We start from the raw sequence: 12,808 nt of genomic DNA, 5'->3' as shown, positions 1-12,808 counted from the left end.
GGCATCAGAGTGAAGGTAGGATTTTTATGTGGAGAATTTTCGCCACATTTGTCATAGTGGCATGTATCATTTACTTAAGCTATCTGGCCAGCAAGTATCTGGGCAGGGGAATGAGTAAAGGCAGCAATTCCCGTTATATGCGCCTGATTGACCAGCTTACGCTGGGGCAGGACCGGCATATTGCGGTAATACAGGTAGGGGGAAAGTATCTGCTGGTGGGTGTGACCGCAGGGCAGATCAGCATCCTGTCTGAAGTAAAGGATGAGGAGTTGTTTCCGCTGGCTCCGGAGGATGAAGGCGGAGGCTCCCAGCCGATGGATTTCAGGAAGATGCTGGGGAAGCTGAATGACCTGGGCAAAAGAGGAGGTAAGGATTAGTGTATGACGCACTGATAAATGTGAATGGTGAACAGGTGCCAACACTGGATATATTGCTGATGTTGACGATCATTTCACTTCTGCCGTCACTTTTAGTTATGGTGACTTCTTTTACGAGAACCATGATCATCCTTTCCTTTTTGAGGACTGCTATGGGAGTTCAGCAGACGCCGCCTAATATGGTGCTGGTGGGAATCTCTATCTTTCTGACGCTGTTTATTATGAATCCTGTGATTTCAGAGATCAATACAGAAGCATATACGCCGTATAAGAATAATGAGATTACGCAGGAAGTGGCGTTGGAGCGCGCTCAGGTTCCGCTGAAGAGGTTTATGCTGCGCAACACGGTGGACAGTTCTCTGAAGCTGTTTACAGATATCGCAGGTCAGGAGGTGCCTGACGAGGCGGATTTTGAGGATAAAGATGCTTATGTGGATGCGATGATCGACATGCCGATCACAGTCGTGATCCCGTCTTTTATGACAAGCGAACTGAAAAGGGCGTTTACGGCAGGATTTTTGCTGTATATCCCGTTCCTTTTGATTGACATTGTCGTGTCGAGTACGCTGATGTCCATGGGTATGATGATGCTGCCGCCGGCTATGATTTCCATGCCGTTTAAGCTGCTGCTGTTTATCACTGTGGACGGATGGGAGCTGCTGTTCCAGAATATCGTGACGGGCTTTTATTAGCGCGGCGAAAGAGAGGGACGCGGCGAATCCGGCAGCCAGGCCGGACAGAGACCATACAGGCAGTTTTTGTATATCGGGGGGATTATAAATGAAGGAGGAAGCGGAAGATGACAAATGAACAGATCGGAGAGATCATATACGAATTATTCGTGCTGATCCTGCAGATTGCGGGCCCGCTTCTGGTCATCAGTATGATCGTCGGTATATGTATTTCAATCATACAGGCCGCGACGCAGATTCACGAACAGACGATTACGTTTGTTCCGAAGCTGCTGGTCATCGGCCTTATCCTTGTGTTTGGGGGAGGCAGGATGATGGAATCGCTGGCGCATTTTACAATTCAGATCTTTGAATTGATATAAACTCGGCGTGAGGAGTGATGGCATGGCAACGATGTTTAACAGTACTGCACAGCTCACGCTGTTCGCGCTGATCATGATGCGGATGTCAGGCTTTATACTGATGAATCCGATATTCGGCAGGAATAACATATCATCGCGTTTAAAAGCCGGGTTGATATTTGTGTTGACATTGATGGTGTATTCCGGCTTTACGGGAGAAGCGTTTGAGACGGCGAGTATGATTGAGTTCGCGTTTCTCCTGGTCAAGGAGTTTGTGGCAGGATACTTCATTGGATATGTCATGCAATTGTTTTTTTTTATCATCAGTTTTACAGGCTATATCATCGACTATCAGATGGGGCTTTCTATGGCTACTGTGTATGACCCTCAGAGCAACGCGCAGATGGCGGTATCGGGAAGCGTGCTGCAGACCTGGTTTATGCTGATGTTTTTTGCGGTAGACGGACATCTTGCGCTTATGAAGATCATGATTACGTCTGCCGAGATCGTTCCCTATGGAGGAATCCTGATCACTCAGAATATTGCGGTCAGAATGATCGAGATATTTCTGGAATGTGTGGAACTGGGGATACGGTTTTCTGTCCCGATGATTGCCGCGGAATTTTTGATTGAGGTAGGTGTCGGAATATTGAATAAGGTGGTACCGCAAATCAGTGTCTTTGTGATCAATATCCAAATGAAGTTGATTGTCGGTCTGGGCCTTTTGTTTTTGATGTTTTCCCCGATTGGTGATTATCTGAACAAGATCATGACGATCATGATGAAATCGGTGCAGGGGATTTTGACGTTTGTATAGATTTCGCGGTAGAAAGGATGTGAGAACCTTTGGCTGACCAGGGCGGACAGGAAAAAACCGAACGAGCCACGCCTAAAAAGCGGCGTGACGAAAGGAAAAAAGGCCATGTGGCCATGAGTAAGGACGTAGTCACAGTCGTGTCCTTAATAGGAATTTTTTGCTGCCTGCGATTGCTGTTCCCACTCATATATGAGTCGTTGAAGGATGCGATGGTGTTTCAGATATCGGCAGTGGGACAGATGGAGGAGATGTCTTTTGCGAACCAGCAGCAGGTTGGATGGAACTCGGTTTTTGTCATAGCAAAATGTGTTTTTCCGTTGGGGTTGCTCAGTGTTGCGTTTGCGGTGGTCGGTACAGGGGTTCAGACCAGATTTTTGTTTACTTGGGATCCGCTGAAATTCAAACTCAGCAAGCTGAACCCGCTCAAAGGGATCAAAAATATGTTTTCTCTAAAGCAAGTCATTGAGCTGCTGAAGGCTTCTATAAAAATCTTGATCCTGGGTGTGGTTTTATATAATATTCTGAAAGACCAGATCATAGTCATTGCGAAAATGATGGATACGTCTGTTGCGGCGTCCAGCGTCTATGTATTGAAAAAGATTTTTAATATGGTTCTGCAGGTCGGCATGGTATTTATCGCAATCGCGGGATTCGACCTGTTCTACCAGCGCTGGTCCTTCGAGAAGGATATGAAGATGACCAAGGAAGAGGTCAAGGAAGAGTTCAAACAGATGGAAGGAGATCCCAAGGTCAAGGGTAAGATCCGAAGCATTCAGCAGAGCATGGCAAGGAGCAGAATGATGCAGGCCGTGCCGGATGCGGACGTGATTATCCGTAACCCGACCCATTATGCGGTGGCTCTTAAATATGACCTGGATCGTGACAATGCTCCGATCGTGATTGCAAAAGGGCAGGACCGTATCGCGCTGAAGATCGTGGAGATCGGGGAACAGCATGGGGTCAAGGTGCTGGAAAACAAGCCGCTTGCAAGAGGGCTGTATGCTTCCACCCCGCTGAACAGCGAGATTCCGGCAGAATATTATGGAATTGTTGCGGAAATACTTGTTGAGATCTTCCGTTTGAATAAAAAACTGGTATAAAGGAACCAGAAGATGGTGTAGAAGATGACGAATATCAAGAATATATTAAATAATGCGGTATCATTGATCGTAGTCATGATCGTGCTGCTTTTGATCATACCGATAAGTCCGTTTTTCCTGGACGTAATGATTATTCTGAATATATCTGTAGGATTGATCATTCTGCTGATCAGTATGAATATCAAAGAGGCACTGGAATTTTCCATTTTCCCGTCACTGCTTCTGATTACAACTTTATATCGAATCGGTATTAATGTATCTACTACAAGGAGCATCCTGAGCAACGGCGGTTCCGCCGGTTCCGTGATCGGGGCCATGGGTAACTTCGTGCTGCAGGGAAATGCGGTTGTCGGAGTTGTAATCTTCCTGATCATCGTATTGGTTCAGTTCCTTGTTATCAATAAGGGCGCCGAGCGTGTGGCTGAGGTTGCGGCGAGATTCACGCTGGACGCGATGCCCGGTAAGCAGATGGCCATTGACGCGGACCTGGGAAGCGGACTGATCGACGAGCAGGAGGCCAAAGCCAGACGTTATAAGATCCAGAAGGAAGCGGATTTTTACGGGGCCATGGACGGTGCTACGAAGATTGTAAAGGGAGACGCGACGCTGTCCCTTGTGACGACGGCGATCAACTTCCTGGGAGGCTGTATCATCGGTATGGTGCAGGGCGGAATGACCTTTACGGAGGTACTTTCAGTCTATTCTATCGCGACCATCGGTGACGGCCTGGTAGGACAGATTCCTGCATTGCTGATTTCCACGGCAACGGGTATGATCGTAACCCGTGCGGTTGCCGAGGACAGCTTGAATATAGAAGTACTCGGACAGTTTAAGGCGCAGCCCAGGGCGCTTATGATCGCCGGCGGCGTATTGGCGATCCTGATCGCGGTTCCGGGGATGCCCAAATTCCAGCTTGCATTGATCGCGCTGGTTATGATGTTCGGCGGATATTATCTGCTGCGGCGCATGGAAGAGATGGGCGGACCTGTCATGGTAGGCGCCGCGGGCGTGATGGCAGGCATGGCCGGACCGGGGAGCATGGAGCAGGGTCCTTCCCTGGAGGAAGAGATGATGGCCGAGGAAGAGAATTTCAAGGACATCAACACGGTATATTCCCTGATCAATGTGGAACCCATCGAGATGGAATTTGGATACAGCCTGATCCCGCTTGTGGATGAGGCCAGCGGCGGTAAGATGATCGACCGTATCGTTATATTCCGGCGGCAGTACGCCCAGGAAATGGGTCTGGTCATTCCTTCGATCCGTCTGCGTGACAGCTCTTATCTGAACACGAACCAGTATGTGATCAAGATCAAGGGCGAAGAGGTGGCGAAGGGCGAGATCCTGATTGACTATTATCTGGCTTTAGAGCCGCCGAACCTGGAAAAAGAAATTGATGGTATCGATACCATTGAACCTGCATATGGTATTCCGAGTAAGTGGATCACCATGGATAAACGGGAGATGGCGGAGATCTACGGCTACACTGTAATTGATCCGCTCTCTGTTATGCTGACGCACCTGTCGGAGACGGTGAAGAAGCATGCGTACGAGCTGCTGAACAGACAGGAGGTCGTACGTCTGATAGACAATCTGAAGAACCAGTCTCCGGAGCTTGTGGAGGAAGCGATCCCGGCGGTCATTTCCTATGGAGGCTTCCAGAAGGTTCTGACGAACCTGTTAAAGGAGGGTATCCCGATCAAGGACCTGGAGACCATCATCGAGACAATCGTGGATTCTGCCATGACGGTGAAGGATCTGGATACGATCACGGAGAATATCCGTGTGGCATTGAAGAGAACCATTACAAGAAAGTTCTGCGAAGGCGGCAGCATGAAGGTGGTGACGCTGGACGCGGATCTGGAGAAGAATATCATTACAAGCCTGACAAATGGGGATCATGGCCTGTATCTTGCGCTCAGCCCGGATGTAATGCAGAGCGTAATCACCCAGCTTTCGGATGAGGTGAAGAAGTTCCACGAGCTGGGGCAGGCTCCGATCGTGCTTACAAGCCAGGTGGTGAGAATCCATTTCTACCATCTGATCGAGCAGTTCTTCCCGGAGATGTATGTGCTGTCGTTTAACGAGATCAGCAATAACATCCAGATCCAGGCGGTGGGGAATATCTCGCTGCAGATAGACCGCTGAAACGGGCGAGCAGAGGGAATCCCTGAGACACAGGCGGGCTGAATAATATTTAGGCGGAGCAGACAATATGGAAACGCAGGAACAATACAAAGATAAGTCGAATGAAGAGCTTTTACAATTGTATAAAGAGACCGGCAGCCTGGAGGTCAAGCAGGAGATTGTCATGCGTTACATTTATCTCGTGAAGAGCATCGCGCTGCAGATGCGTGACATCTATCTGAGCTTTTCCCAGGTGGACGATATCATCAGCGAGGGCGTCATTGCCATTATGTCTGCCATCGACAAGTTTGACATGGATAAAAATGTCAAATTTGAGACTTTTATTTCGAAGCGGATCAAGGGAATGATCATCGATCTTGCCCGAAAGCAGGATTGGGTGCCGAGAAGTACAAGAAAAAACACAAGAGATATTGAAGAAGCGGTCATGACGTTATATAATAAACTTGGGTATTATCCTTCCATCCAGGAGGTGACGGAGTATCTGAACATCACTCCGGAGAAATACCAGGATACCATGCGCAAGGCGAGCCTGTTCAATATCCTTTCACTGGATATGGTGCTGGCGGAGGCGCAGGGGAATGAGATCAGCATGAAGCTGCCCCAGGTGGAGACCAACGAACAGCCGGAGAACCAGTTTCTTAAGAAGGAAGTTACGGAGGTGCTGGCGGAGGGGATCAAGAAGCTTAAGGAGAACGAGCAGCTTGTGATCTCACTGTATTATATAGATGACCTGAATATGCGCCAGATCGCGGATGTGCTCCAGGTGAGCGAGCCCAGGGTATCGCAGATTCATTCGAACGCGATTAAAAAGCTGCGGGTGCATATGGAGAAGTTTATATAAAAAAATATGAGCAAAGGAGAACAGGAATATGTTTCAGGGATTTTATGATCTGACTTCGAACATGATAACACAAAACCGGAATCTGAATATTATCAGTAATAATATGTCCAATGTCTCTACACCGGGATATAAGATGGACCGGATGATGGAGAGTACTTTTCGGGATGAGATGCTCTATCGTTATGACCAGGACGGCCGGACAGAGGTGGGGACGGTGTCCCGCATGAACGTAGCCGACGAGAGGGTGACGGATTATACCGAAGGGGGAATCCGGGAGACCGGGTATCCTTTGGATGTGGGCCTGACGGGCGACGGATTTTTTGTGATCCAGACGGGAAACGGGGAAGTGTATACGAGAAACGGCTCCTTTAACCTGGATAACCAGGGCTATCTGATCCTGCCGGGCATGGGCCGGGTGATGGGAACCAACGGGCCGATCCAGGTGGATACGGACGACCTGACCATTGACTCCCAGGGACGGATTACCAGCGCTGAGGACGGCCGGTATTTCGGTACGCTGGACGTGGTGGATTTTGCGGATTACGGAGAGCTGACCAAGGTGACAGGCGGCGTGTTCACGACCGGGGCCGCGCCGATGGGATCCAACGCCGTGGTGACGCAGAAGTTTCTGGAGGATTCCAATGTGAACCTGGCAGAGCAGATGACGGCCATGATGAGCAGCCAGAGAGTGCTCCAGGGATCTGCGCAGATCCTGCGAATGTATGACCAGTTGATCAGCAGGGCGACTGCTCTGGGAAGCCCCACATAACCGTAAGGGGCGGTATGTGACCGGGAGCGGAGCATAATGCCGGCGGCGGTATGCGGCCGGGGATCTACAGGAGAGCATATAGAGAGGAGAAACTATGTATACTTCATTTTATACGGCCGCAAGGGGCGCTATGGAAGAGCAGAAGAAGATGGACGTCATAGCGAACAACTTTGCGAATGTGAATAACTATGGTTACAAATCCAAGTCAGCCGTATTTTCGGATCTGATGTATTACAACCTGAACAACTACAGGGGGGATGATACCCCGCTGAAAGCAGGTGTTGGTATTGCTGTGGAAAAGACGAATACCAATTTTGACCCTTCAGCTCCGATGACTACGGACGGCGAATTTGACTATACGATAATGGACGATGGATTTTTCATGCTGATGAGTCCGGTCACGGGTGAGATCACTTACTCCCGAAACGGCCATTTCAGTATGTCGCAGAGGGGAAATCTTTTTTATCTGGTCAATGACAACGGCAACCTGGTGCTGGATCAGAACCAGAATCCGATCCTGGTGGGCAACGTCACGGGCAGCGACAATGAGAGGGAACTGAGCGGCGAGATCGGTGTGTATGGATTTGATATTCTGGACGGAATGATAAGCAACGGAATGAATGAATATGTCCCGGTGCAGAAGAACGGCGACCCCTATCTGATTCGTGGCGCAAGACTGGTAGACCACACCCTGGAGATGTCCGGGGTCGATACGGCAGAAGAAATCTCTCGTATGATTGAGACACAGAGGGCCTATTCCTATGCGTTAAAAATGGTGCAGACCTCGGATGAAGTCATGACCACGATCAATGGATTGCGGACATAATTAAAATATAAAGGATAGCGAGGTATATGTATGGCGATTAGCAGATATGAAGAAATGGGCGAATTGGAATTTGATATTCTGAAGGAGATTGGAAGCATCGGCGGCGGCAACGCGGCAACAGCGTTGTCCAGTATGCTGAATGCGAAGGTGAATATGTCGATGCCGGCTGTAAAGGTTCTGGGATTTAACGCGGCTTTGAACCTTCTTGGAGACCCGGAGGAACTGGTTGCGGCAATATTTGTAGAGATGTCGGGAGAGCTGGAAGGGGTTATGCTGTTTATCCTGACGAAAGAGTTCGCGGACGAGATCGTGCAGCGGATGCTGGGCAAGGGAAGCGTGGATATGCTGGAACTGGATGAGATTGATACATCTGTCTTGACAGAGATTGGGAATATTGTGATTTCTTCATATATCACTGCAATGTCTTCGCTGGCAAATGTAGAAGTGGAGCTGTCTGTCCCGCAGTTTACGGCGAATATGCTCGGCGGCATTCTGAGTGTGCCGATTGCGGTGATGGGACAGCATTCGGACAGGATCATGATGATTACAGGTGAATTTAAGATTGATGGAAAGGCACTGAATAGCAGCATGCTGCTCCTGCCCGATGTGAAATCATTAAATGTTCTAATGAAAAAACTAGGAGTGGAGTGATTGACGGATGATCAAAAAGGTATCGGTCGGAATTGCGGATATGAAAATTACAAGGCAGGAGGGCATACTGATCACATATGCCTTAGGCTCCTGCATCGGGATTTCTTTCTATGATCCGATGATCAAGCTGGGAGGACTTCTTCATATTATGCTTCCGCAAAAACAGGGAACGGATACAAATGTATTCAAATTTGCCGATTCGGGGATACCCGAGACCCTGCGCAAGCTTCAGGCGTTCGGCGCGTCAAAGAGCCGGATGATCTGTAAAATCGCAGGCGGCGCAAAGATGTTCGAGATGAAAGGCCCCGGCGGGCTGGGGAATATCGGCGACCGCAACGCGCAGATGGTGAAACGGGTTCTTGCGGCCGAAGGGCTGCGTATTATGGGAGAAGACACGGGAGCTAATTATGCGAGGACAATGCTGCTGGACGTAGAAAACGGAAAGGTGTCGATCCGGTGCGCGGGAAGGCCGGAGAAGTTCTTATAGGGAGCTGCCTTATTTTTAATATGTGATACGCCGATAAATATATATAGAATGCAAAGGAGTGAGTGTTTATGGCTGATACAGAGATTTTATTGGAATCAGGAACAAATGAGATTGAGATAATGCAGTTCACCATATTCGGCGAATTGTATGGGATCAATGTGGCAAAGGTAAGGGAGATTATGATGGCCGACAAAGTCAAGCCGGTACCTCACTCCCATCCATCAGTAGAAGGGATCTTCAAGCCCAGGGACATCCTGCTTACGGTAATCAACCTTCCGAAGTATCTGACAGGACAGTGCGGGGATAGCCATGACAGGGATTTGTTTATCATTACGAATTTTAATAAGATGAACATTGCTTTCCGGGTACATACGGTGGTTGGGATCAGCAGGATTTCATGGGAGGATATCCAGAAGCCGGATAAAACGCTTTCCAATGGCGAGGAGGGCGTAGCGACCGGTATCGCGTCCTGCTCCGGAAGACTGGTAACCATCCTGGACTTTGAGAAGATCGTGACGGAGATTGCGCCTGAGACGGGTATCCAGGTGGATGATATCGACAAGCTTGGTGAGAGGTCAATGCGGGATGAGCATATCATCCTTGCCGAGGATTCGATCCTACTGACGAAGATGATCAAGGATTCTCTGATGCGTGCGGGATATGTGAACCTGATGAATTTTAACAACGGACGGGAAGCATGGGATCATCTGAACCGGATTAGAAATGATTCTGATTTCCATGACAAGGCGGCTCTTCTGATTACGGATATCGAGATGCCGGAGATGGACGGACACCGCCTGACAAAGCTTGTGAAAGAGGATGAGGTGATGAAGAGTATGCCGGTTATCATATTCTCATCTCTGATCAATGAGGAAATGTGGCGCAAAGGAAAGCAGCTTGGCGCTGATGAGCAGTTGTCCAAACCGGAGATCGGACGTCTGGTTGAGGTAATGGACGAATTGCTGCTGCGGAAGGAGATATAGTGCATGGATAATTGTGTAGTAAGACAGGCGATCAAAGATTTAAAGACCGACACGATTATTGGATATGAACTGAGGATTCAGGAAGATCAGGACAGCTTATATAATTCGAGTACGGACAGTGTTGCGGCGAATGCCATGGTTGCATTTTTGTCGGAAAACTCCAACCGGATTTTCAAGGAGAAAAAGACATTCATGACATTTACCCCGGCATTGCTGTTTCGGAATACGCCGAAGATCTTTGACAAGGATAAGATCGTGATCCAGATCGAGGACAATATTGTCATTCATTCTCTGGCGGCCATTTTGATCAGCAAGTATAAAGATGCGGGATATCATTTCGCAATCAATGATTTCCAGTTTACGCCGAAGTATTTCAGTATGCTGGAATATGTGGACTATATCAAGGTACAGCTCATGGATGAGATGGATGACAACCACAGGAGTTCGGTTGCCAATGTAGTGGATATGGCGCATGGCTTCCAGAAGGAGATCATTGCTACCGGAGTGAATACGAAGGAAGTCTATGAGCTTGCAAAGGAACTTCATGTGGATTATGTTGAGGGGAATTTTATTTCCAGCGCGACCACTACGAAGGCCAGCAAGATGGATTTCATGCAGGGGAATTTGTACCAGCTGATCATGGAGATCACGAAGGAAGAGCCGGATGTGGAGATCCTGGAGGAGATCATCACAAGAGATGCGTCTCTGACCTATGCGCTGCTGAAGATGGCAAATTCCGCGTATTTTGCGGTGCACCACGAGACGACTTCGATCCGCCAGGCGCTGGTGCGTGTCGGGATCAGCCAGTTAAAGCAGTGGGTATACCTGCTGAGTTTTGAGGATAAAAGTGAAAATTCTTCCGAAGAGCTGCTGAAGACTTCGTTCCTGCGTGCGAACTTAGCGTCCGCGCTGGTGAAGAAGCTGAAAAAATTTGAAATTACGGCGTCGGATGCTTACCTGATGGGTATGTTTTCTACGCTGGAATATATGATCGACGCTCCGATGGAGGAGATCCTCTTCGAGATCCCGATCATCAAGGAAGTGAAGGATGCCCTGATCTACCAGGAAGGAAAGGCAGGAAAGCTTTACCAGCTGATCCTCCACTATGAGCGTGCGGAATGGAGCGAGATCAAGGAGCTTGCGGAGGATCTCGGCCTTCATACCAATGAGATGGCGCAGATCTATATGGAATGCGTGGAAGAGGTCAATGATATCTGGGATAATGTAGTGGGTATCAAAGAGGATAATTAAAGAGAATCTTTAAAAAGGATAAGAAGAGATTCGAAAAGGGAGCAATGCGAAAAAACAGACTGTGCAGGTTTTAGGTTTACTTGCTGAAGGCTGTTTTTTCATATATTTGCATATGGGACAATGTATGCGAAATGTGCAGAAGACAGGCGCCGGATATGGGGCGTTCTGTATCACAGGTGCATAATATAATAAGAGAGTGCGCAGTGATCATGGGAGGTGTGTGTAATGGTAGGGGCGGTTTCTCTCAATACGAATGTAAGCAGTTATCAGTATTCAGGCGGTTATGGACGGAATATGCGGGTTCAGGCTGGGCAGGCGGCGGCTGGGAATGTGCGGGTTCGGGCTGGGCAGTCGGTGTCCGGGGGTGAGCAGGTTCAGGCGGGGCAGAAGACAGGGGCTGTGTCCGGGAGTCATTCGGTATCGACAAGACGGGCTGGCGGTGTCTCATCCTTAATTGGGGCACGTAGTATAGCGGCTGCCGGGCAGGCATCCGGTGTGGCGGCAGTGTCAGCCGGAAGAGCGGCTGATCCGGAGAGTCCGGTACAGCCGGTCGATAAGATTTCTACCGTACAGCCGGGAAATTCCGGCAGTACCAATTATATGATTCCATTCCTGAGAAAAGGGATGGACCCGGCGGAGCTTTCAGTCCGTATGCGTATGCAGAATGCAGGGGCGTTTGGACGGACAGCGGCAGGAAGCGGTTTCCAGGGAGCTGGCAAGGAAGCGGTACAGATGGATATGCCGGGTACCTCGCAGGGAGCCGGAAAGGAAGCAGTGCAGTTAGACTTGCCGGGTAGCTCGCAGGGAGCCGGAAAGGAAGCAGTGCAGTTAGACTTGCCGGGTAGCTCGCAGGGAACAGGTAAGGAAGCAGTACAGTTAGACTTGCCGGGTAGCTCGCAGGGAGCCGGAAAGGAAGCGGTACAGTTAGACTTGCCGGGAACGGGGTCGAAAGAGGCGGTGCAGGCAGAGCTTCCGGGGACTTCGACGGAAGAAGCAGCGGTGCAGGCGGGACTTCCGGGAACTGCGGCGCAGACGGACACCACTCCGGCAGCAGGATCTCAGGAGGATGCGCCGAAGGTAGCCGGGATGGGTGCAGAGAATGCGCAGAAGACTTCCGAAGAGGCCGAGTGCAAAACCTGTCAGGAACGAAAGTACCAGGACGGTTCTAATGATCCGGGGGTTTCTTTCAAAACACCGACGCATATCGGGCCGGATCAGTCGGCTTCAGCAGTCCGCGGACATGAGATGGAGCATGTGGTTCGTGAGCGTGCCAAAGCCCAGAGTGAAGGACGCCGCGTGATCAGCCAGTCCGTATCAATGCAGACGGGAATCTGTCCGGAGTGCGGCAGCGTCTACGTGGCAGGCGGTGTGACCCGCACAACGACGGCAGCAGATACAAAGCAGCAGGAAAAACCAAAGGACCCAAGGTGGATATTGGCTTCGGATATATAAGATGGATATAGGCTGATGATACCAACTTAGGGATGATACATAAGAATGTAAGGTTTGGCAGACATACTTAGCA

The 12,808-nt window shown here is 49.5% G+C and carries 14 protein-coding genes; all 14 read left to right on the top strand.

Annotation, left to right across the window (positions count from 1 at the left end):
- Positions 1-26 precede the first annotated feature (26 nt).
- The 14 genes from fliO to EBB54_RS21275 all read left to right on the top strand — a co-directional run bounded on the left by fliO (position 27) and on the right by EBB54_RS21275 (position 12,735).
- Complete coding sequence (fliO, locus tag EBB54_RS21340; RefSeq protein ID WP_004072120.1) at positions 27-377, top strand: flagellar biosynthetic protein FliO; 351 nt, start codon at positions 27-29, stop codon at positions 375-377.
- The gene (fliP, locus tag EBB54_RS21335) at positions 377-1,069 is read left to right on the top strand and encodes a flagellar type III secretion system pore protein FliP (RefSeq protein WP_004072122.1); all 693 of its coding nucleotides are present in this window, start codon (positions 377-379) and stop codon (positions 1,067-1,069) included. The genes fliO and fliP overlap by 1 nt, the downstream gene beginning before the upstream one ends.
- A 107-nt stretch (positions 1,070-1,176) precedes the next feature.
- A complete protein-coding gene (locus EBB54_RS21330) occupies positions 1,177-1,431 on the top strand; it encodes a flagellar biosynthetic protein FliQ (RefSeq protein WP_125128895.1) in 255 nt (84 codons plus the stop codon).
- 22 nt (positions 1,432-1,453) lie between these two features.
- Complete coding sequence (locus tag EBB54_RS21325) at positions 1,454-2,227, top strand: flagellar biosynthetic protein FliR (RefSeq protein ID WP_125128894.1); 774 nt, start codon at positions 1,454-1,456, stop codon at positions 2,225-2,227.
- 29 nt (positions 2,228-2,256) lie between these two features.
- Positions 2,257-3,327: a flagellar biosynthesis protein FlhB gene (gene flhB / locus EBB54_RS21320; RefSeq protein WP_125128893.1), complete on the top strand. Its 1,071-nt coding sequence runs from the start codon at positions 2,257-2,259 to the stop codon at positions 3,325-3,327.
- 24 nt (positions 3,328-3,351) lie between these two features.
- A complete protein-coding gene (flhA, locus tag EBB54_RS21315; RefSeq protein WP_125128892.1) occupies positions 3,352-5,475 on the top strand; it encodes a flagellar biosynthesis protein FlhA in 2,124 nt (707 codons plus the stop codon).
- A gap of 67 nt (positions 5,476-5,542) precedes the next feature.
- Complete coding sequence (locus tag EBB54_RS21310; RefSeq protein ID WP_125128891.1) at positions 5,543-6,316, top strand: sigma-70 family RNA polymerase sigma factor; 774 nt, start codon at positions 5,543-5,545, stop codon at positions 6,314-6,316.
- Positions 6,317-6,344: 28 nt separating this feature from the next.
- Positions 6,345-7,085: a flagellar hook-basal body protein gene (locus EBB54_RS21305; protein WP_125128890.1), complete on the top strand. Its 741-nt coding sequence runs from the start codon at positions 6,345-6,347 to the stop codon at positions 7,083-7,085.
- 94 nt (positions 7,086-7,179) lie between these two features.
- A complete protein-coding gene (locus EBB54_RS21300) occupies positions 7,180-7,911 on the top strand; it encodes a flagellar hook-basal body protein (protein ID WP_004072137.1) in 732 nt (243 codons plus the stop codon).
- A 30-nt stretch (positions 7,912-7,941) separates the two neighbouring features.
- Positions 7,942-8,562, top strand: a complete 621-nt coding sequence (locus tag EBB54_RS21295; protein ID WP_004072139.1) for a chemotaxis protein CheC — start codon at positions 7,942-7,944, stop codon at positions 8,560-8,562.
- Positions 8,563-8,569: 7 nt separating this feature from the next.
- Positions 8,570-9,049 (top strand): chemotaxis protein CheD, encoded by a 480-nt coding sequence (locus EBB54_RS21290; RefSeq protein ID WP_004072143.1) that lies wholly within the window; start codon positions 8,570-8,572, stop codon positions 9,047-9,049.
- 68 nt (positions 9,050-9,117) lie between these two features.
- Positions 9,118-10,032 carry a chemotaxis protein gene (locus EBB54_RS21285; RefSeq protein ID WP_125128889.1) on the top strand — a complete coding sequence of 305 codons (915 nt, stop codon included), beginning with the start codon at positions 9,118-9,120 and terminating at the stop codon, positions 10,030-10,032.
- Positions 10,033-10,035: 3 nt separating this feature from the next.
- On the top strand, positions 10,036-11,283 hold the full coding sequence (locus EBB54_RS21280) for an EAL and HDOD domain-containing protein (protein ID WP_125128888.1): 1,248 nt from the start codon (positions 10,036-10,038) through the stop codon (positions 11,281-11,283).
- Positions 11,284-11,508: 225 nt separating this feature from the next.
- Entirely contained in the window at positions 11,509-12,735 is a 1,227-nt protein-coding gene (locus EBB54_RS21275) for a hypothetical protein (protein WP_125128887.1), read from the top strand.
- Positions 12,736-12,808: the final 73 nt, after the last annotated feature.

The organism is Schaedlerella arabinosiphila, from assembly GCF_003885045.1.
GTDB classification, from domain to species: Bacteria; Bacillota; Clostridia; order Lachnospirales; family Lachnospiraceae; genus Schaedlerella; species Schaedlerella arabinosiphila.
Note: the sequence above shows the minus strand (reverse complement) of the source record. Positions and strands in the feature narration are given on the sequence as shown.

Bases quoted from the DNA above. Each gene is read 5' to 3' on its own strand.
- EBB54_RS21300 (WP_004072137.1), top strand. From the start codon at position 7,180: ATGTATACTTCATTTTATACGGCCGCAAGGGGCGCTATGGAAGAGCAG.
- EBB54_RS21325 (WP_125128894.1), top strand. From the start codon at position 1,454: ATGGCAACGATGTTTAACAGTACTGCACAGCTCACGCTGTTCGCGCTG.
- fliO (WP_004072120.1), top strand. From the start codon at position 27: ATGTGGAGAATTTTCGCCACATTTGTCATAGTGGCATGTATCATTTAC.
- flhA (WP_125128892.1), top strand. From the start codon at position 3,352: ATGACGAATATCAAGAATATATTAAATAATGCGGTATCATTGATCGTA.
- EBB54_RS21275 (WP_125128887.1), top strand. From the start codon at position 11,509: ATGGTAGGGGCGGTTTCTCTCAATACGAATGTAAGCAGTTATCAGTAT.
- EBB54_RS21280 (WP_125128888.1), top strand. From the start codon at position 10,036: ATGGATAATTGTGTAGTAAGACAGGCGATCAAAGATTTAAAGACCGAC.
- EBB54_RS21305 (WP_125128890.1), top strand. From the start codon at position 6,345: ATGTTTCAGGGATTTTATGATCTGACTTCGAACATGATAACACAAAAC.
- EBB54_RS21295 (WP_004072139.1), top strand. From the start codon at position 7,942: ATGGCGATTAGCAGATATGAAGAAATGGGCGAATTGGAATTTGATATT.
- EBB54_RS21285 (WP_125128889.1), top strand. From the start codon at position 9,118: ATGGCTGATACAGAGATTTTATTGGAATCAGGAACAAATGAGATTGAG.
- EBB54_RS21310 (WP_125128891.1), top strand. From the start codon at position 5,543: ATGGAAACGCAGGAACAATACAAAGATAAGTCGAATGAAGAGCTTTTA.
- EBB54_RS21290 (WP_004072143.1), top strand. From the start codon at position 8,570: ATGATCAAAAAGGTATCGGTCGGAATTGCGGATATGAAAATTACAAGG.
- EBB54_RS21330 (WP_125128895.1), top strand. From the start codon at position 1,177: ATGACAAATGAACAGATCGGAGAGATCATATACGAATTATTCGTGCTG.